The 19,454-nt window shown below is 56.0% G+C and carries 20 protein-coding genes and 1 riboswitch; of the genes, 13 read left to right on the plus strand and 7 right to left on the minus strand.

Features of this window, described 5'->3' with window-relative positions; genetic code table 11:
• Positions 1-288 precede the first annotated feature (288 nt).
• From nagB to hdfR, 5 genes are all read left to right on the plus strand, one after another.
• Positions 289-1,089, plus strand: a complete 801-nt coding sequence (gene nagB, locus ACZYTD_RS09605) for a glucosamine-6-phosphate deaminase (RefSeq protein ID WP_463891580.1) — start codon at positions 289-291, stop codon at positions 1,087-1,089.
• A gap of 6 nt (positions 1,090-1,095) precedes the next feature.
• Positions 1,096-2,265 (plus strand): N-acetylglucosamine-6-phosphate deacetylase, encoded by a 1,170-nt coding sequence (gene nagA, locus ACZYTD_RS09610; RefSeq protein WP_463891582.1) that lies wholly within the window; start codon positions 1,096-1,098, stop codon positions 2,263-2,265.
• Complete coding sequence (locus tag ACZYTD_RS09615; protein ID WP_463891584.1) at positions 2,262-3,482, plus strand: ROK family protein; 1,221 nt, start codon at positions 2,262-2,264, stop codon at positions 3,480-3,482. Before nagA ends, ACZYTD_RS09615 begins: the two co-directional genes overlap by 4 nt.
• Positions 3,483-3,731: 249 nt before the next feature.
• The gene (locus tag ACZYTD_RS09620; protein WP_463891586.1) at positions 3,732-4,070 is read left to right on the plus strand and encodes a MaoP family protein; all 339 of its coding nucleotides are present in this window, start codon (positions 3,732-3,734) and stop codon (positions 4,068-4,070) included.
• The gene (gene hdfR, locus ACZYTD_RS09625) at positions 4,070-4,936 is read left to right on the plus strand and encodes an HTH-type transcriptional regulator HdfR (protein WP_463891588.1); all 867 of its coding nucleotides are present in this window, start codon (positions 4,070-4,072) and stop codon (positions 4,934-4,936) included. The genes ACZYTD_RS09620 and hdfR overlap by 1 nt, the downstream gene beginning before the upstream one ends.
• Before the next feature lie 9 nt (positions 4,937-4,945).
• Here the strand turns inward: hdfR and yfcE are convergent, their stop codons facing one another.
• The 4 genes from yfcE to ACZYTD_RS09645 all read right to left on the minus strand — a co-directional run bounded on the left by yfcE (position 4,946) and on the right by ACZYTD_RS09645 (position 8,325).
• A complete protein-coding gene (yfcE, locus tag ACZYTD_RS09630; RefSeq protein WP_463891590.1) occupies positions 4,946-5,500 on the minus strand; it encodes a phosphodiesterase in 555 nt (184 codons plus the stop codon).
• Positions 5,501-5,591: 91 nt separating this feature from the next.
• Positions 5,592-5,834, minus strand: a complete 243-nt coding sequence (locus ACZYTD_RS09635) for a FeoC-like transcriptional regulator (protein WP_463891592.1) — start codon at positions 5,832-5,834, stop codon at positions 5,592-5,594.
• Entirely contained in the window at positions 5,831-8,101 is a 2,271-nt protein-coding gene (gene feoB / locus ACZYTD_RS09640) for a Fe(2+) transporter permease subunit FeoB (RefSeq protein WP_463891593.1), read from the minus strand. The genes ACZYTD_RS09635 and feoB overlap by 4 nt, the downstream gene beginning before the upstream one ends.
• Entirely contained in the window at positions 8,098-8,325 is a 228-nt protein-coding gene (locus ACZYTD_RS09645; RefSeq protein WP_463891595.1) for a FeoA family protein, read from the minus strand. The genes feoB and ACZYTD_RS09645 overlap by 4 nt, the downstream gene beginning before the upstream one ends.
• A gap of 126 nt (positions 8,326-8,451) precedes the next feature.
• On the opposite strand from ACZYTD_RS09645, the gene ACZYTD_RS09650 reads away from it, so the two are divergent.
• Positions 8,452-8,787 carry a stress response translation initiation inhibitor YciH gene (locus ACZYTD_RS09650; RefSeq protein WP_463891818.1) on the plus strand — a complete coding sequence of 112 codons (336 nt, stop codon included), beginning with the start codon at positions 8,452-8,454 and terminating at the stop codon, positions 8,785-8,787.
• A gap of 18 nt (positions 8,788-8,805) precedes the next feature.
• Here the strand turns inward: ACZYTD_RS09650 and ACZYTD_RS09655 are convergent, their stop codons facing one another.
• Together ACZYTD_RS09655 and ACZYTD_RS09660 are read right to left on the minus strand one after the other, a co-directional pair.
• A complete protein-coding gene (locus tag ACZYTD_RS09655) occupies positions 8,806-11,250 on the minus strand; it encodes a DNA polymerase II (RefSeq protein ID WP_463891597.1) in 2,445 nt (814 codons plus the stop codon).
• 179 nt (positions 11,251-11,429) lie between these two features.
• On the minus strand, positions 11,430-11,897 hold the full coding sequence (locus ACZYTD_RS09660; RefSeq protein WP_463891599.1) for a DUF4357 domain-containing protein: 468 nt from the start codon (positions 11,895-11,897) through the stop codon (positions 11,430-11,432).
• A 304-nt stretch (positions 11,898-12,201) separates the two neighbouring features.
• On the opposite strand from ACZYTD_RS09660, the gene argA reads away from it, so the two are divergent.
• The 4 genes from argA to ACZYTD_RS09680 all read left to right on the plus strand — a co-directional run bounded on the left by argA (position 12,202) and on the right by ACZYTD_RS09680 (position 16,208).
• Positions 12,202-13,530 carry an amino-acid N-acetyltransferase gene (gene argA / locus ACZYTD_RS09665; RefSeq protein WP_463891601.1) on the plus strand — a complete coding sequence of 443 codons (1,329 nt, stop codon included), beginning with the start codon at positions 12,202-12,204 and terminating at the stop codon, positions 13,528-13,530.
• Positions 13,531-13,830: 300 nt separating this feature from the next.
• Positions 13,831-14,000, plus strand: a riboswitch (Lysine riboswitch).
• An 85-nt stretch (positions 14,001-14,085) separates the two neighbouring features.
• Entirely contained in the window at positions 14,086-15,438 is a 1,353-nt protein-coding gene (gene lysC, locus ACZYTD_RS09670) for a lysine-sensitive aspartokinase 3 (protein ID WP_463891602.1), read from the plus strand.
• Between the two features lie 156 nt (positions 15,439-15,594).
• The gene (locus tag ACZYTD_RS09675; RefSeq protein WP_463891604.1) at positions 15,595-15,915 is read left to right on the plus strand and encodes a heavy metal-binding domain-containing protein; all 321 of its coding nucleotides are present in this window, start codon (positions 15,595-15,597) and stop codon (positions 15,913-15,915) included.
• Positions 15,916-15,917: 2 nt separating this feature from the next.
• Complete coding sequence (locus ACZYTD_RS09680) at positions 15,918-16,208, plus strand: DUF1289 domain-containing protein (protein ID WP_463891605.1); 291 nt, start codon at positions 15,918-15,920, stop codon at positions 16,206-16,208.
• 20 nt (positions 16,209-16,228) lie between these two features.
• Here the strand turns inward: ACZYTD_RS09680 and ACZYTD_RS09685 are convergent, their stop codons facing one another.
• The gene (locus tag ACZYTD_RS09685; RefSeq protein ID WP_463891607.1) at positions 16,229-17,590 is read right to left on the minus strand and encodes a leucine-rich repeat-containing protein kinase family protein; all 1,362 of its coding nucleotides are present in this window, start codon (positions 17,588-17,590) and stop codon (positions 16,229-16,231) included.
• A gap of 431 nt (positions 17,591-18,021) precedes the next feature.
• On the opposite strand from ACZYTD_RS09685, the gene ACZYTD_RS09690 reads away from it, so the two are divergent.
• Genes ACZYTD_RS09690 through ACZYTD_RS09700 form a run of 3 tightly spaced genes read left to right on the plus strand, consistent with a single transcriptional unit; the run spans position 18,022 to position 19,193 of the window.
• The gene (locus tag ACZYTD_RS09690) at positions 18,022-18,255 is read left to right on the plus strand and encodes a PAAR domain-containing protein (RefSeq protein ID WP_463891609.1); all 234 of its coding nucleotides are present in this window, start codon (positions 18,022-18,024) and stop codon (positions 18,253-18,255) included.
• Positions 18,209-18,805 (plus strand): hypothetical protein, encoded by a 597-nt coding sequence (locus ACZYTD_RS09695; RefSeq protein WP_463891611.1) that lies wholly within the window; start codon positions 18,209-18,211, stop codon positions 18,803-18,805. The genes ACZYTD_RS09690 and ACZYTD_RS09695 overlap by 47 nt, the downstream gene beginning before the upstream one ends.
• Positions 18,786-19,193, plus strand: a complete 408-nt coding sequence (locus ACZYTD_RS09700) for a hypothetical protein (protein WP_463891612.1) — start codon at positions 18,786-18,788, stop codon at positions 19,191-19,193. The genes ACZYTD_RS09695 and ACZYTD_RS09700 overlap by 20 nt, the downstream gene beginning before the upstream one ends.
• Positions 19,194-19,454: the final 261 nt, after the last annotated feature.

Here is a 19,454-nt window from a genome sequence, read left to right on the forward strand (position 1 = left end):
ACCTTTATGCCTCAAAGCCCTGAGCTAACCGCTAAGCAGCGACATGCGCCTAACGGCAGCCAAGAGTTCAACACTCCTCGCGAGCGTTCGCAACCCAGTTGCACACCTCATCACGGAGAATGAGTGCAGTCTAATGCACTTATTTCCCATGAATAACTAAGCCTGTTCATTTTCGCGACAAAGATCACCAAATACGGAATAGCACTCCCATCACAATGGCCTTAAATAGCGACTTAATTTACAATTGAAAATATGAACACCTATTCCTTACTTTGACAGGAGATCGCCATGCGCCTTATCCCTCTGCAAACAGCCGAGCAAGTGGGTTACTGGTCCGCCCGTTATATAGTGGATCGTATTAACCGATTTGCTCCCACCCCTGATCGCCCCTTTGTGCTGGGCCTGCCCACAGGTGGCACCCCACTCACCACTTACCAGCGCCTTATCGAGTTGCACAGGCAGGGCGAAATCAGCTTTGCCAACGTGGTAACCTTCAACATGGATGAGTACGTGGCACTTCCTGAGTCCCATCCGCAGAGCTACCACCACTTCATGCATGAAAACTTCTTCCAGCACATTGATATTCCCGATGAAAACATCAATATGCTCGATGGTAATGCGCTGGATCTGATGGAGGAGTGCCAACGCTACGAGGAGAAAATAAAGTCCTACGGGCGCATCCATCTCTTTTTGGGTGGCGTGGGTACAGATGGCCACATCGCCTTCAATGAGCCAGCCTCCTCGTTGAGTTCACGGACCCGGATCAAGACGCTCACCGATGACACCCGGATTAACAATGCCCGCTTCTTTGATGGCAACCTCAATCAAGTGCCTAAATTGGCTCTGACCGTGGGCGTCGGCACCCTGCTGGATGCCGAAGAGATCATGATACTGGTTACCGGACACAACAAAGCCTTGGCCCTGCAAGCCGCAGTCGAGGGGGGGGTTAATCACATGTGGACCATATCGGCCCTGCAGTTGCATCCCAAGGGGATCATGGTCTGCGATGAAGCCTCAACGCAGGAGCTGAAAGTCAAGACAGTGCGCTACTTCCAGCAGTTGGAAGCCGACAACATCAAACGGATGTGACCGAATATGGCAGGAAAGACCCTCTTTGCGCTGGTTAATGGCACCATCCATGGTCAGGATGGCGTACTGCATGACCATGCCTTGTTGATCCAAGATGAGCGGATCGCCGCTTTGCTGCCGCAGCACGCATGCCCGGCAGGGATCCCCACTCATGATCTGGGCGGCGCCCATCTGAGCGCCGGCTTTATCGATCTGCAACTCAATGGTTGTGGTGGTGTGATGTTCAATCAAGCTCCCACCGTCACGACCCTTGAGCAGATGCAGGAAGCCAACCTGCGTTCTGGCACCACCAGCTTCTTGCCTACGCTCATCACCTCCCACGATGAGGAGATGCGCACGGCGATCGAGGCCACCCGTGACTACATGCAGCGCCGCCCCCATGAGGTGCTCGGGCTTCACCTGGAGGGGCCCTACACCAACCCACAGCGCAAGGGGATCCATCCACAGAGCCTGATCCGCACACCCTCACCGGAAATGATCGACTATCTGTGTGAACAGGCGCCCTGGATTGCCAAGATCACGCTAGCCCCCGAGACCAATCAGCCCAGCCATATTCAGCGCCTCACCGACGCGGGCATACTGGTTGCTATCGGCCACAGTGCGGCGACTTACGATCAGGCCATGACCGGTTTTACCGCGGGGATCCGCTTTGCCACCCACCTCTATAACGCCATGACGCCCACCCTAAATGGTCGAGAGCCTGGCGTAGTGGGCGCCATTTATGACAGAGATGACATCTACGCCGGCATCATAGTCGATGGTCATCACGTTCACCCCGCCAATGTGCGTCTAGCCCACAAATTGCTGGGGGATCGCCTCTGTCTCGTCACCGATGCCACCGCCCCCGCAGGGGCCGCCAACGGATTTGATCACTTCGATTTTTGTGGCGCGACCGTCTTCTATCGCAACGGCCAGTGTGTGGATGCCAATGGCACGCTCGGCGGCTCAGCCCTCACCATGATTGAGGGAGTGCGCAATCTGGTAGCGCAAGTGGGGCTGCCGCTGGACGAAGCCCTGCGCATGGCGAGCCTCTATCCCAGCCGCGCCATCGGCATCGATAGTGAGCTGGGCAGTATCACCCCAGGCAAGATCGCCAATCTGGTGATATTCGATGACAACTATCGAGTTCATGCCACTTTGGTCAACGGACACTACCAAGAGCATAAGCCCCTATGACGGAAGGACACATTGCCAACATAGATCTGGTCAAACAGGTCAATACAGCCGCTGTTTATCGCCTGATTGACGAGCGCGGGCCCATCTCCCGGATCCAGGTGGCCGATATAAGCCAACTGGCCCCCGCCAGCATTACCAAGATCACTCGCCAGCTACTGGAGCACGACCTCATCAGCGAGGTTGCTCTGCAGGAGTCCACCGGCGGTCGTCGCGCCATCTCGTTGACCACAGTGCGAGATCGCCTGCGTTTCATCTCCTGTCGCCTGGGTCGGCGCACCCTGCATCTGAGCCTATGCGATCTGAACGGTAACGAAGTGGTGCATGTGGAGCAGAGCATCCAGGTGACCGGCAATGAGGCGATCCTGACGCAGCTCATCTCGGCCATCAGCCAGTTGCAGCAGCAACACGCTGCGCAGGGTCAGGCGCCCCTGGCACTGGCCATTACCCTCCCTGGGCTAGTGAACCCCGATTCCGGTGAGGTGATCTATATGCCTAGACTGGATCTGCACCAACTCCCGCTAGGCGCCCTGTTGAGCGAGCACTTTGCCCTCCCCGTCTTCCTCGGCAATGACACCCGCTCCCTGGCTCTGGCCGAACACTACTTCGGCGCCTCCCGCGACTGCCAGGACTCTATCCTCATCAGCGTCCATAATGGTGCGGGCGCAGGCATCATCAGCAACGGTAGGGTACTGCTCGGGAAAAACCGCAACGTGGGCGAGATTGGGCACATTCAGATGAAGCCCTTTGGCCGACGCTGCCACTGCGGTAACTTTGGCTGCCTGGAAACCATTGCCGCCAACCCTGCCATAGTCGAGCAGGCTCAAGCGCTGCTGCTGCAGGGCCATGTCAGTTGCCTCAAAGCGGAGGCGCTTACCATAGAGCAGATCTGCCAAGCCGCCACGCAAGGGGATGAGTTGGCCCGCCATGTCATCACTGAGGTGGGTGAATACTTGGGGCGCACCATTGCCATCATGGTCAACCTCTTCAATCCGGAAAAGATCCTGCTGACGGGCGAAATAGTGGCCGCCGAGACCATTTTATTTCCGGCTATCCAGCGCTGCATAGCACAGCAGTCATTGCCCAGTTTTCATAAAAACCTGCCCATAGCACGGGCTCATTTTCAAGCCCAGGCCACCATTGGCGGTGTTGCTTTGGTCAAGCGGGCGCTGCTGGAGGGGGATTTACTGCAGCGCATCATGGAAAAATCCGATCGCTGAACCTATGCCATCGGCTTTTTTTCTACTAATTTTTATCGGGACGCCCTTGGCAAGTTCTGATTTTTGCTGCTTTTACCGGCAGAATCGGTCGGTTCGAACGAGTCATGCCCATACAATTGGGCAGGCAAGCAGCAAATCATCGAGCGATAAAAAGTTTTTATCGTAAAATGAAAAAACTCGATTTTTAACTCTGCTACAGGCTGAACATACTTCCCGGCGATAGGACAACCAACAAAAGTATTGACCATCATGAGCTTTGAATCAGACAAGCGTTTTAATGACTTCCAACATTTCCCTCGCGGCCTGCGTCGTAGCGGTGAGTTCACCGTGGCCGAGGCCAATACTCTGGAGCAGTGCGGTCACGTGATGCTCGAGCTTTACCAAGGCAAACGTGAGCCTCAAGATGAGATCGAGAGGGCGTTCATCGAGCAGGTGAAATCAGGAGAGGCCGCGGGTAATAACTTCGCCAAGGTATGGTTTAAATACCTGAAGGTGATAGGCCCACGCCGAGTACACCGCCTGTGCACGTCAGGGGGTAATGCGACCGATGACGGTCCATTCGAAGCCGTTGAGGAATCCCTGGATTAATGGATACGGATCTGCTGCGCACCTTTATCGAGGTCAGTAAAACCCGACATTTTGGCCGCGCGGCAGAAACCCTCTATCTGACCCAATCCGCTGTCAGTTTCCGCATTCGGCAACTGGAGCAGCAGTTGGGGGTGTCCCTGTTTGCCCGCCATCGCAACAACATCCAACTGACGCTGGCTGGAGAGCGCCTGCTCCCCTATGCCGAATCCATACTGCAAACCCTGGGACGCGCCAAGCAAGAGCTGGTGCAGCAGGGAGCCAACCGCCATCAACTGGCCATTGGTGCCCCCCTGTTTTGCTGGGAATTAGGGCTGCAGGAGTGGCTGGATAACTGGTTCGAGCAATCGCCCCAGCATCATCTGCGACTGGAGCTGGGTAATCGGGAGCAGTTGTGCCGTCAACTGCTGGAGCGCACTCTGGATCTGGCCATCCTCGGCGAGCCGAGCAAGATTGAAGAGGTCACGGTTCGCCCCTTCGCCGAATACCCGCTCTGCCTGGTCAGTCGCCAAGCGGGTCTGTTGATGTCACAAGTGGCTCAGCAGCCCTGGGTCATGGTGGAAAACCAGGCCATCTTCTCCAACACGCCACTGCCAACTGAGCTGCAGAACCAAGCCCCGGTGCTGGTGACCCCCTCCTTGCGTCAGGCGATCCAACACCTGAAGCGCCATGGTGGTGTGGCCTACCTGCCCCATCCGGCGGTTGCCAGTCTCATCCGTGAAGGCGAATTGCATCTGGTCGAGGGGGCCCCCGCCTTGAGTCGTAGCCTCTTTCTGGCCTATCTGACGAATGCGCCCAGAGATCCCCAGCTTGATGCCCTGCTCACTCATCCCTGGCGCATCGCTCACAAGAGCTCATCGCGTAGCTGACTCCAACTCCTACTCTTCCCAAGTGTAGCGTTGCAGAGATGAGCCCTGAGCCACACTCATGATCAGCAACTCCCCATCCTGATAGAGGCCGAAGCTGGCCTCGCCCTGCCGGGGAAAGGTGATGGATCCAGGGTTCATGCAGATAACCCCGCTCTCATCACAGCGAATGCCAGCCACATGAGAATGGCCAGAGAGCAGCAACTCCCCAGGTGCCAGCGCCAACTGTTCCAGCTGATAGAGATGACCATGCGTCAGACAGATACGGCGCCCTTGTGATAACAGCAAATAGTTATGGGGGGCCATGATGGGAAACTCGAACAGCATCTGATCCACTTCGCTATCACAATTGCCCCGTACCGCTATGATGCGCCGCTTAAGCGGGTTGAGCAGCTCAACCACCCGAGCCGGGGCATACCCCTGTGGCACCGGATTGCGCGGGCCATGATTGAGCAGATCCCCCAGCAAGAGGTAATAATCAGGGGCGAAAGGGTGCAGACGCTCGAGGGTGGCCTCCAGGGCCGTGGCCGAGCCATGAATATCCGATAGGATGGCAAGCGTTGTCATGGCAACTCTCCTTAACAAACAGCCTCGGATTATAACGCCAAAATGAAATCGCCCGCAGTCAGCGGGCGATTTCATTAGCAGAGCGTAGACGCTAAGAGTGCAGGATCAGGCCTATCTGCCCCTCTGGTAACCACTCGTAGTAGCACTCGGCTCGGGCTCCGCAGCAACTCCCCGCACAACCAGCCGCCTGGGATTTGCGAATGCGCCCTTTGCGCATCCACACCCCCAACATGGCCTCCACTACCTCTTCCGAGGCCTGGAAGTGGCGAGCCAACTCCAGCCTGGTCATGCGTCCTCTGGTTGCCAGCAGAGTGCCCAATTCACGAATTATCATACCAATACCACCTTGCGTGCCAGTATGTTGCCCTTGCGATGCATACCCCACCAGGTTAGCACCGCCACCATGGTATAAAACGCCACCCAAGCCATACTCTGGGCCGGATGGGCGGCGAACGTTGCCAGTTGGTAATAGAGCGAAGAGATCATGAACGCCATCAGATTGCACCACATGGCGGTAAAAATAGCCCAGTTGCGGCCTGACTCCCGGATCAAGGAGCCCATGGCTGCTGCACAGGGCATGTAGAGCAAAATGAACAGCAAGTAAGCAAAGGCACCCACCTGACCATCAAAATGGGTCTGCATGTTGGCGAAGGTCGACAAGTCTACCTCCTGAGACTCCGCCATGGCAGATTGGTCCTGCAGATCTCCCAACTCCAGACCAACAGGATCCCACGGATTAATGGCAGCCAGGTTAGCCGGAATGGTCGCCACCGCCTCATTGAATGAGTCGATCAGACTGAACTCAGCACCCTCGTCATCTGCCGGGGACTGATAGAGGCTGTTGAGCGTGCCCACGACCGCCTCTTTAGCAAAAATACCGGTAGCAATACCGACTGTGGCTTGCCAGTTATCTTCACGTACACCCAATGGGGATAACACAGGCGTTAAAAATGCCGCCGCCTGGCTCAACAGTGACTTATCGGTATTCTGGTTGCCGAAACTGCCATCGCTGCCCAAGGAATTGAACAGGTTCAACACCGCTACCATGATGACAATGGTCTTGCCTGCCCCCAGCACGAAGCTGCTCAGCTTATGCCAGGTCTTGATCAGCACATAGGTTGGCCGCGGGACTTCATAGTCCGGCATCTCCATCACCATGGACTCACTGTGCCCGGGCAGTAAAGTCTTGCGCAGCACCAAACCCGTCACCACAGCAATCGCAATACCGATGAGATACAACAAGAACACCACGTTTTGCCCTGATTGCGGGAAGAAGGCGACCGCGAACAAGGCATACACCGGCAGACGAGCGCCGCAGGACATAAAAGGCGCCATGGCTGTGGTCATCAGGCGTTCACGTTCGGCGTTCAGCGTCCGGGCTGACATGAAAGCAGGGACCGAGCAGCCAAACCCCATCAGCATGGGCACGAAGGCCTTTCCCGGTAATCCCAGTTTTTGCATCAGCCGATCAACCACAAATGCCGCCCGCGCCAAGTAGCCAGACGCTTCGAGTACCGCCAGAAACAAATACAGAAAACCGACCACCGGGATGAAGGTTGCCACCGTCTGCATCCCACTGCCGACACCATCCGACACCACCGAAATCAACCACTCCGGAGTATCCAATAAGCCCAGCCAGTGTCTTGGGCCATCAACAAACAAGGCCCCGGCCAACACATCAAAAAAGTCGATGAAGGCACTACCCACATTGATGGCAAACAGGAACATCAGGTACATAACCCCGAGAAAAAACGGGATCCCTATCCAGCGGTTGAGCAGAATATTATCCAGACGTTCTGAGCCTTTGATGCCCAACTTTCCATGCTGAGTGACGCAAGGACGAGCCTGTTCATGGATAAAACCGTAGCGGACATCGGCCAGGCTCAAGTCCATATCCACCTGAGCTTGGGTGCGTTGCACCAGCGCGGCTATCTCCGGGGCATCAGCCAACAGCAAGGCTTCGTCCAGTACCGGATCCCCTTCCAGTAAACGCAGGGCACAGCCCCGCGCCGCCAGATGCGGGTGCTGGATCTGCGGTTGTAACTGGCTGACCGCCGCCTCAATCACAGTGCCATAATCCAGTACCAGTGGCTCACGACTGGTCTGGGCGATGAGCTGGGGCAACTGACTCTTGAGCGCCAGGATCTCTTTGCGATGGTAGGCCGACAACGCTACCACTGGACAACCCAGCACCTTGGCCAAGGCCTGGGTATCTATGGATTGGCGACGCTTATGCATTACATCGTATTTGTTCAACACCACCAGCAACGGCAGACCCAGCTCACGCAGCTGCAGGGTCAGGAGTAAGGAGCGCTCTAACGATGTCGCATCAATGACATTGATCACCAGATCGGGTTTGTGGGTCATGGCATAGCGAAAAGCTATCTGCTCGTCGATGGAGCTGTCACGGCTCTCCAGGGCATAGATGCCTGGCAAATCCATCAACTGATATGCCTCATCCCCTTGAGCAAAGTGGCCACTCTTCTTATCAACCGTAACCCCACTCCAGTTACCCACCTGCTGGTTGGCCCCGGTCAAGGCATTGAACAACGAGGTCTTACCACTATTGGGATTGCCAACCGTCATCAAATTCCAGCTCATAGGCTCTCTACCTCAATCTGCATGGCCAACTTTTTCTGCACCGAGAGGGTGATCCCCCCCGTGGTGATCTGCAGTGGGTCACCCAAGGGGGCGGCACAGATAAAACGCACTTCACTGCAGGGCAGCAAGCCCATGGCCATCAGCTTGCGTCGTACCGGAGCATCCAAGGCCCCAAGACTCAAAATACGGGCTGATTGGCCCGGTTGAATATCACTTAAATGCATATGCCGCACCCACAATCTTATTGATAACGATTATCACTAAATCGATTATAGAGCGAATAACCATAAAATAAAGCAGTTTTTTATCTCTCGCTCTGGCTATACTCCTGGCCAGTATTGAGGAGCCTTATCATGTCTGATCCCAACTCTCGCCTGGTCTACTCTACCGCCAGCGGCTTTGTCCCTGAACCCAGCAACAAAGCCCCCGCTTCGGCCTCCCCCTTTCCTGATGATGGTGTGGTGCGTCTACGCCGGGAGAACAAGGGGCGCAAAGGAGCGGGCGTCATCACCATTCACGGCGTTCCTGCCGAGCGTCAGAAAGAGTTGGCCACCTTGTTGAAGAAGAAATGTGGCACCGGGGGTGCCATCAAGGAGGGGATCATCGAAATTCAGGGCGATAAGCGGGATCTGATCCAGGAAGAGCTCATCAAGGCTGGCTTCAAGGTCAAATTGGCCGGCGGCTAGCCAAGCAGGGCCGCCGTGTTAAAACAGCGAGAGTTGATCATCGGCCCACTCATCAAAATGGTGGCCGATGAACGGCAATATGCCATCGGCGATGGGCCGCAACTGCTTTTGTACATAGTGCTCATAGTCCAGAGGATGCTGCTGCCACGCCACAGGCTCAGGCCCCTGGGTGGTCATCAGATAGGAGATGCGCCCCCTGTGTTGGTGGCGGGGGGGCAGTCCCTGCCGCACTAATGCTTCATCGGCCAAACGCGCCGCCTTGACGTGGGGGGGCTGATTCTTTTCATAGTCAGCCAGGCGACGTCGCAACCGCTTATGGTAGATGAGTGCGTCATCCCGCTCGCCAGCCCGGGTCTGACGTATAGTTTCAGCGATGAAGGGACCGGGATCCTCATCATGAAATATCCGTTGGTAGAGCCCCTGCTGAAACTGTTTGGCCAGCTCAGTCCAGTCACTGCGTACCGTCTCCAGCCCCTTGAAGATCAACCGCTCCTGAGCGCCCTCCCCGGCCAACCCTGCATAGCGCTTCTTGCTGCCCACCTCAGTGCCGCGAATGGTCGGCATCAAGAAGCGGCGATAGTGGCGCTCAAACTGCAATTCCAGGCAGGAGTCGACCCCCAGCTCAGTCGCTAACCTCTGCCGCCAGTAGGCTGTGGCTTCCTGAGCCAGCGTCTCCCCAATGGTACAGGCCTGGAGCTCGCTGACCGACTCTGGTAACCAGACGAAAAGCGAATCGGTATCCCCATAGATGACGCTATAACCTGCCGCCTCGATGAGCTTGCGTGTCTCCTGCATCAGCCAATGGCCACGCAAGGTGATGCTGGAGGCCAACCGAGGGTCAAAGAAGCGGCAGCCCTGAGAGCCCAGCACGCCATAGAAGGAGTTCATCAGGATCTTGATGGCCCGGGAGAGCGCCTCATCCTGCTGGGCCTTGGCCTTATCCCGTTCAGCCCACAGTCGGGCAATGAGTCCAGGCAGAATGGGCTCCTGGCGGCTAAAACGCGCCCCCAAATAGCCGGGAGTCGTTGTGCGGCTCGGGTTAGCGATCTCATCTGGTGCGATCTCGTCTGCCGCGCTCTCTTCGGCCAGCCCCAGGATCAGCGCCAGAGGGTCGATACCGAAGGTACGTATGATGCTGGGATAGAGGCTCTTGTAATCGAGCACCAGCACATGGCGATAGAGGCCGGGCCGGGAGTCCATCACATAGCCCCCCGGAGAGGGAGCACCCAGCACGCTATCCATATTCGGGGCCACATAGCCCCGCTGATGCAGGCGAGGCAGATAAAGATGCGAGAAAGCGGCCACGGAGCCGCCATAGCGATCCAGCTCCAGGCCCGTCAGTTGGCTGCGCAAACGGGCAAACGCCAGCAGGTGGCAGTGGTCGAAGATCGCCGTCACCAGGCGACAATCCTCCAGGTTGTAGCGCGCCAGGGCTCGCTTATCGCAGGCAAACAGCTTGGCTATCTGCTCGGCTCGGCCATCGACGTCATCGATCTGCTTGCCACGCCCGAGCAACTGCTGCGCCACGGCTTCCAGGCTGTAGCTGTCAAACTGCCAGGTAGCCGATTTGAGCGTCGCAACACCATCCAGCACCACACGCCCGGCTAGCAGCACTTGCCCCTGGCGCTCATCGCGCCCCTCACGCCAACGAACCTTGGCTCCACCACGCCCCCAGCGCATGGGTAAATGGTGTAGCGCGCCTCGCTGGATCAGTAGCCGAAAATCGAAATTCACCACATTCCAGCCAATGATGAGATCCGGATCCAGCGCCAGTAGCTGACGCTCCAGGGCCAGCAGTAATTGCCGCTCATCAGCCACCCACTCTATGCTGAAGGGTTCATCATAAGGCCGGGGTTCTCCCACCATTAACACCCGCTCAAGGGGAGGCTGCCCCGCCAGGCTCAACTGCAGGCCAATGCAGAACAGTTCACCGCTGAGCGCACACTCCACATCCAAAGAGAGCACACGAAAAGAGGGAACCACATCGGCAGGAGTAACCTGGTCAGCCACTAGCTCTCGGTAACCGGCACACTGTCGCATGCGGCCGGAAACCGCCACGCCACCGGTGATGAATCGCTCCATCAGATAGCGATCCACGTGGCGAATATCTGCCTCATACAGCGAAATACCATGGAGGGTCAGCAGCTCGACGGCCCTGTGGTAGCGGGCCAAAGTAGCGAAGCAACAGGCCTGTACTGTCTGAGCAAAAAAGGTGTGCAGAGGGTGAGCCCGCAACCAACCATGGAGCCCATGCTGCTGCTGCAGAGCCACAGCCTGTCGCTGCTGGCCTTGAGGCAGATAGAAAAACAGGGGCTCATCGGCTATGCACACCTTGACCGGCCCCGACTCGGTCGCCAGCCAGAGCTGGATCTCGTTACTCTCCTTCGAATCACGTAGGCAATCCTGGCTCTGGCGAGTCAAGATAAAACCCTGGAGACCACTCACCAGCCAGGAGCGGGTCATGATGCACCAACCCGCGCAGTAAGGAGGGGGAGTCTGGAGCAGAGGCGAAGTGACATGGGCAGACTCAGGTCAGAGTGGATAGATAAATTATACTGTATAAAATATCAGTCTACCGGCCAAAAAGAAAACGCCCAGCGTTGTTTAACGCTGGGCGTTTTCTCGGACCCTCAAGGTAAAACCTACTCTTTTTTACCAAATCCGGATTGCTTGAGGGTAAATCCATCCTGGTTGCTCCAGGCATCCAGGCCGCTACGGTTGTTACCGGCGATAAGGCTAGCGGCCAAGCTGGGGCTGTTGAATATCTGATCCTGAACAAAGCGATAGCCCTGAGCCTGTGTCTCGAGAACCCCCTTGGCCAGTAAAGCCTGACGCAACTCGATCACCGCCTCTCGCAGGGAATCCGCCTGCTCGCTGTTGACGGTGGAGCCCGCCAGCACCACAAACCCAGGCTTGTGGCGTTGGCCGACCGGGTAACCAGTCGCCGCAGCCCCCTTGACGCTGAAGTAGTAACGCTCGCGCTCACCAGGGGCATTGTGCGCCAACGCCTTTTGCAAGGTCATCAGCTCATCATAGATCTCGATCGGCACCACAGCCGCCCGCCGTTGCCCCTTATTATCGACGATGAAACTGACCTGTTTGCTGAACATCCCTGTATCCCTTATATCTGGTCGTGGAATCTCACCCAGGCTAGTTTGCCCTGTCTTGCCGACAGAGCCAAGATGCTTGCGAGTGAGATCCATAAATCATCGGCTGCTACACACAGGGGTTGCCGCCACGTAAGCTTGTGTCACACAGGGCAGTCGGTTAGCGACCACCTGGCTGCCGTTATTTCCCCCACCCAGGCCAACAACATAAAAAATCACTTTTATTGATTATTTATACTTGCAGCCCGCCCTGTTTTTCACGATCATATACTCTCTTTTTACCGCAAGGTTCGGCAAGGATAATTCAATGGTTCGCGAAAGAGATGCAGTGCTGGTTAATGCGTTTCGCCACTCAACCCCCTATGTCAATCATCATAGAGGGTCGACCTTTGTCATCATGATTGGTGGCGAAACCATTGCCGACGAGAATTTCAACGATATCGTCTCAGACATAGCCTTGTTGCAGAGTCTGGGGATTCATCTGGTTTTGGTGTTTGGTGCCCGTCCCCAGATCGACAGCGCCCTGGCCCAAGCCGGCATTCGCTCTCGCTTCCATAAGCTGACCAGAGTCACTGACAGCGACAGCTTCCGCATCATCAAACAGGTGTGTGGCGGGCAACAGCTGGAGATCACCTCCCGGCTCTCCATGGGTCTTATCAACACCCCCATGCAAGGCGCCAAGCTCAATGTGGTCAGTGGCAACTTCGTTACCGCCCAACCCATGGGTGTGGAAGACGGTATCGACTACTGCCACAGCGGCAAGGTCCGTCGGGTTGATGTGGAGGGTATCCGTCGCCAGTTGGAGCAAAATGCCATAGTCCTCATCTCCCCCATCGGCTTTTCAGTCACAGGAGAGAGCTTCAGCGTCAACGCCGAGGAGATAGCCGCTCAGGTCGCCATCTACCTAAAGGCCGACAAACTGATCTCCTTCTGCTCACTGCAAGGGGTTATCGGCCAATCTGGGCAAGTCGTCTCCGAACTCTTCCCAGAACAGGCAGAGGAGTATCTGAGCGCCCTGGAACAACAAGGCGAAGACAGCTCAGGCACAGCCCGCTACTTCCGCGCCGCCATTGCCTCTTGCCGCGCCGGTGTCCCTCGCTGCCATCTGGTCAGTTACAAGGAAGATGGTGCCCTGTTGCAAGAACTCTTCACCCGTGACGGCATAGGCACCCAGATAGTGCGCCAAAGCGCTGAACAGGCCCGCGCCGCCACCATAGACGATATCGGCGGCATACTGGATCTGATCCGGCCCTTGGAAGAGGATGGCATACTGGTACGCCGTTCCCGCGAACAGCTGGAGATGGAGATTGAACACTTCAGCATCATAGAGCGTGATGGCATGGTGATCGGCTGCGCCGCCCTCTACCCCTTCCCGGAGGAGGCCATGGCCGAGATGGCCTGTGTGGCCATACACCCGGAATACCGCAGCTCCAGCCGCGGTGATCGCCTGGTAGCCAAGATAGAGGAGCATGCCCGGCGGCAGAACATTCAGAAGTTGTTTGTGTTAACAACTCGATCCATTCACTGGTTCCGGGAAAGAGGGTTCGAACCGGTTGAGGTGAGTGACCTGCCGGTGGCGAAGCAGAAGCTGTATAACTACCAGCGCCGTTCAAAGATCTTGTTGAAAACTATATAAAAGTTAAAAAGCAGACAAAAAAAGACGGGGCCGACAAAGTTACCGGCCCCGTTTTGGCAATGGAGATTTCTGGTTTCCACGGGAGCTACTATAACAGTGCCGACCGGCCCTGATTCGTGTAACAGTTCACATAATCGGCGATAGTTTTCACATGGTTAACAAAAAACCACAGACTCGATCACACTTTGAAATGGCTTTCTGGTGCCGGTTACATTCACTATTTCCGACTGAAGTCGAGATAATCGATTGACAGCTGGCAGTTCAAACAGGTATTTGTTGTTGGATAAACCCCGCCTAGCGGGGACCAGAAGAGGCGCGTTGCCCAGGTAGTCGATGTGAGGATCCCGTATCCGCAGAACATCGAGGAGGGGGAGCAACGCCGAGACACCCCTGTTACTGGAAACAGGGATGTCGGCTGCGAGGGCTGAATCCCTCGGGCTGTCACCTAAGGGTGAAGTGCTTCTGGCAGGAATCGTCTTCCCGCCGTATAGCCACGCCTCTTGCTCGTCATCGCACTTGTTATAAACACATTTTTACGTTTTCAGGAGTTCAGCAGTGAACCAGCTTTGCGTAGCCAAGTTTGGTGGCACCAGTGTCGCCAATGCCGAGGCCATGGGCCGTTGTGTCCAGGTCGTTGTCGCCAATCCCAAGACCCGCGTGGTCGTGCTCAGCGCCAGCGCCGGCGTCACCAACCTGTTGGTTGAACTGTCACAAGGCGCTCTCGACGCCGCCGGACGCGAAGAGCGGCTACAACGCCTCACCGACATTCAGTTCCACATACTCGAGGCGCTGGGCCAACCGGCTGCGCTGACCCAGACCATTCGTGACATGCTCGACGAAGTGCGAGATCTGGCCGCCCAAGCCAGTGTGGCCAGCGATACCGCCCTGGTGGATCGGATGGTCGCCCAGGGCGAGCTGATGTCAACTCGTCTCTTCGCCGAACTGATGAACCAGCAAGGGCACAAGACGGTGTGGTTTGATGTGCGCAAGGTGATGCGTACTGACAGTCGCTTTGGCAAGGCCACCCCGGCCATCGAAGCCCTGCGCAGCCTGGCACAACAGGAGTTGGCCCCCCTGCTGGCGGATCACTTTGTGATCACCCAAGGCTTCATCGGGGCCAATGCCGAAGGCCAAACCACCACACTCGGTCGTGGCGGCAGCGACTACAGCGCCGCCCTGCTGGCCGAGGCGCTGAATGTGGCTGAGCTGGAGATCTGGACCGATGTGCCCGGTATCTACACCACGGATCCGCGCATGGTGAAGAGCGCCCGCCCCATCCCCGAGATCAGCTTCGCCGAAGCGGCGGAAATGGCCACCTTCGGCGCCAAGGTGCTGCACCCCTCCACACTGCAACCTGCCGTGCGCCGTAACATTCCGGTCTTCGTCGGCTCCAGCAAGGATCCGGCCGCAGGTGGCACCTGGGTGCGCTCCAGCACCGAATCCACCCCCCTGTTCCGCGCCATTGCCCTGCGTCGCAATCAAGTATTGTTGACGCTGCAAAGCCCCAACATGCTGGGTGCCTGTGGTTTCCTGGCCGAAGTCTTCTCCATACTGGCACGTCATCGCATCTCGGTGGATCTCATCACCACCTCAGAAGTGAGCGTCGCCCTGACCCTGGATCACACCGGCAGCCAGTCCAACGGCAAGTCCATGCTGAGTGAAGAGTTGCTGGCTGAGCTCGGCGCCCTGTGTAAGGTCAAGGTGGAATATGATCTGGCGCTGGTCGCGCTCATTGGTAACCAGATGAGTGCCGTCAGCGGCGCCGGTAGCCGGGTCTTTGCCGCCGTGGATGATGTGAACATTCGCATGATCTGCTACGGCGCCAGTGCCCACAATCTCTGCTTCCTGGTTTCTGAAAACCAGGCGGAGGAGATCATCCAACGTCTACATCGCAAGCTGCTGGATTAATGGCTTGAACTAACCTCTTTACCCCGTTTGTAGCGCAGGTCATTCCTGCGCTTTTTTTATCCCATAGCAAAACCCCAAGCCAACCACGCCCGCTTCTCTCTTCCTGGTTTACCCTGCTATGCTGCCTTGACACTATTTCAGTCCAGGAGCTTGTGCATGATCCTCTCCACCACCCCCACTCTGGAAGGCAAACAGATCATCGACTATCGCGGCATAGTCGTTGGTGAAGCCATACTCGGCGCCAACATTTTCAAAGATCTCTTTGCTGGCATTCGCGATATCATAGGCGGCCGCTCCGGTGCCTATGAAAAAGAGCTGGCCAAGGCCCGGGAGATCGCCATGGGCGAGCTCTCCGAGCGCGCAGCAGCCCTTGGCGCCAATGCCGTAGTCGGCATAGATCTGGACTATGAGGTGGTGGGCCCCAATGGCGGCATGCTGATGGTCAGCATCAGTGGTACCGCCGTCGTGGTGCGTTAACCATGAGCAGGGGGCTGCCGTCTCAATCTAGCGAACAGCTGGAGCTGTTCGAGCTGACCAGCCCCTGTATCGGTGTCTGTCAAAGTGACGAGCGTGGTTATTGCCTCGGCTGCTACCGCTCGCGACAGGAGCGCTTTGACTGGCAGCAGATGACTAACGCCCAGCAGCTGGAGGTGATGCGCCTATGCCGCGATCGGGCGCGTCGCAAACGGCGGCCAGCCGCTGAGCCCCCCTCTTCACCCCCAACCCAACTGACGCTGGATGGCCTGGATACTGACCCAGATCGCGACTAATGGTATTAATGGTATGGTTATCAACTATTGAGTTCTAACTCGGTCTCTGCTGCCACACCGAGATGCTGTGAAACAGATGCTGAACTGGCCATCTGCTGTAACCTGTCATCCACGTTGGCAAAATCGGGTCTGGTAGCCGGAACCTCCCGCAGACACTCATGCATCAGCACACTCAGCGCCTCGCGCAAGGGCGCAGGCAGAGCGCAGTGGGCCATCAGCTCTTCGAGCAGACAGCCGAAGGCGCGAACCTCCAGACGCTCCAGCGCCGCTCCCGACGGACTGCCCGGCGCGTAAAGCGAGGCAGCACCAAAGTCACCGAGCAAGGCCCCTCCCCGCTCATCGTGCAGAATATTGTGGCCGTAGAGATCGCCATGCAGTATGCCGCGACCATGCAGATGCGCGGCCACCGAGGCCACCTTTTGGGCTATGCCCAGCATGGCCGGGAGCGTCAGGACAAATCCGGCGTGGTAGACATCTCGGGTACAGGAATCGAGACTCGGTGGCCCGGCCAGGGGGGAAAACTCCGGCTCAATCAAGGCCATCACCAGGGCCGCCATGCCTGCGGGATGATCGGCGATCTCGCCAACCAGCTCGATTAAGCCAGTATGACGACCCGCCGCCAGGGACGCCGCCATCTCGCTCTGTGGCAAGCCATCACTGGTCATCTCCCCCTTGAAGCACTTCACCGCCACCGGCTGAAGAGAGCTCGCCTGCTGCCAATTGGCCGAGATAATCCGACCCGAGGCCCCCTCACCAAGCTGAGCCCCCAGCGTTAACTCGCCCCACGGAATAGTCGTCACCGCCTCACTCCGCCGAGACGGCTCGCAGCAGGGGTTACCGGCATACGCCAGCCAGCTCAGACGCGGTAACGCCAGCAGCCAGGAGGGCAACTCGGTCAGCCGGTTGGCCGCCAGACGCACCAGCTCAAGACGGTGACAATTGGCCAGGCTCGCTGGCAGGCTTTCGAGCCGGTTACCGGCCAGCATCAACTTTTGCAACTGCTGACACTGCCCCAGCGCCTCGGGCAGCGCTGCTATCTGGTTATCCGTCAGCACCAGCCAACGCAAATTGGCAGGTAAAGCGGCCGCAGACACCTCGCGAATGCGGTTGGCCTTAAAACCAACCATAGTCAGTGCCGGGCAAGACCCCAGCACCTCGGGCAAGTGGGTAAAGTGGTTCTCGGAGCAGAAAATGATGCGCAGCTTGCGGCACTCGGCCAGCGCATCGGGCAGCTCGGAGAGCTGGTTGCCGGTCAGATCCAGCACTTCCAGCGAATCTTTCAGGCTCAGGATCTCCAGGGGAAAGGAGGTGAGATTTTCACTTAGTTTCAAGTGGCGAGCACCGCTCAACGCACCCGAACGCAACTGCTCGAGAGTATGCATATCCATTTCTCACATGTCCGTTTTTCAACCAGGAGGCCCACTACTCAGCCAGGCAGATCAGCGACCAAGTAGATCAGCGGCCAGACAGACCAGCGGGCCATGCCCCCACCACCCCTAAAGGGTGGATATTATAAAGAATCGTGACGCAGAGTGTCTGTTTTGTTGTCCAGTAAACTCTAGGCGAACTGCATTGACGCCAACCGATGCCCTTCCCCTGCGCGGCTATCGATGGCAACGCCACCGCCTATCCTGACAGCTTCTCAAGTGAATCCAAATGATGTGAAATAGGGAAGAAGCCGGTTTTTGAGTCTCACTAAATAACCGCTCCTAATTATGTTACACCGACGAGGAAGCACACATAGACACGCCGTAGCCTCGTCCCAGTGATGGGTGATCAACTATTCGGCACAACTAGCTAGTCAGGAGCAAGCATGTCTAACAAGGCCGCCACGATAGGGGATATTGGCACAGACCACGATGGATTCCCCCCCACGCCGATCATTACAGGATCCCAAGACATCATCATCGACAACAAGCCCGCGGCCAGAGTGGGTGACTCGCTTGCCCCACATGCCAAGCCGCGCAGTATTGCGAGCGCCGGGAGAAGGACTGAGATTCGTGACGGCACAAACGCTATACGACAAATATCAGTATCAATGGTTTGAGCCGCTCGCGGATAACTATCGAGAGTTGATATGCCTCAATGATAAAGATTACACGAGAAACGCATACAGAAATTTCACGTGGCATGAAATAGACAGAGCATCGTCTGTTATCCGTAGTGCAGTATCATATTTTCAACTCATGCCGGGAGACTGGAAGAGAAGAAGAGATGGTGGTGATGGATTTCTTTTAAGCATGATAGAGGGTATTCCATACTGGACTGATGCAATCGGACAAATTCCATTTTCCATCGATATGTACAGGACTTTTAGAAGCGTAGAAAAAGTTGTTGAGCTAGGTTTGAAATTTGGCGCTGGTGACCCTGTAGAGTATGTTAAGGGTAACTATGACGCAGAAAATACATACGATAACTATTTTGTTTTACGTGGTGCCCTTTATGCAAAAAAGAAATACTCTTTTCATGTTGAGCCTGGTTCGGCTAACTATCCAGCAGCACAGGTGACTGAAACCGTCAATGCTGTATCTCCTTCAACACTATCAACTCCGATTATTGCTTCTGAAAGGAACTGTTATGCGCAGTGGAAATATTAATTCTGTTCTTTTACTGATATTTATTGCCGCAATGGCAATTGTAATATTTTATGCTGCTCATAGAGCAGGCTATGTTTATTATTATTCGAATTACGTTCCAAGATCTAAAGGTGTTGGTCTTGGCATTGTATCTTGGATAGGTTTTCTCATTGTGTCACCTGCCTTGATTGCATCGACTTTTTTAAATGCAAAACGGTCGATTGCATTGTTTTTTGTTCTCTCTGCATTCATTGTCTGGCACTGGGGATCGGGGAGTTTTGCTCTTCCTCTTAGAATGTTATTAATTACAATTTCATATCTCTTTGCCCTTTTGTTTATCATTTTTGCAAGATGGTCAGCAAATAAGATACTGGGTATTAACACAGGGCAAGATCATGAAAGAATGTAGATCATATTTATTAAAGAGGCGCGATGCTTAAACGAGCTGGATTGCCCATGTTTCACGACACAAAGCCCACAAAAGTGTGATCAGGATCTGTTCATGCTCTCGCCATGGCCCTGGGGGCATCATCCATGGCGCAGGCCGAACTGAGTGCTTTCTTGGCCTCGGAGGGATCTCGCAAACTGAGTGTTGAGGGTTTTTGGCTCAGGTATTTTCTCTAGCGAATGGTATTTTTTACCCACCCAAAATAGGTGGTGGAAAAAATCT

The sequence above is a fragment of the Pseudaeromonas sp. HNCC25DJ180 genome (assembly GCF_055413345.1).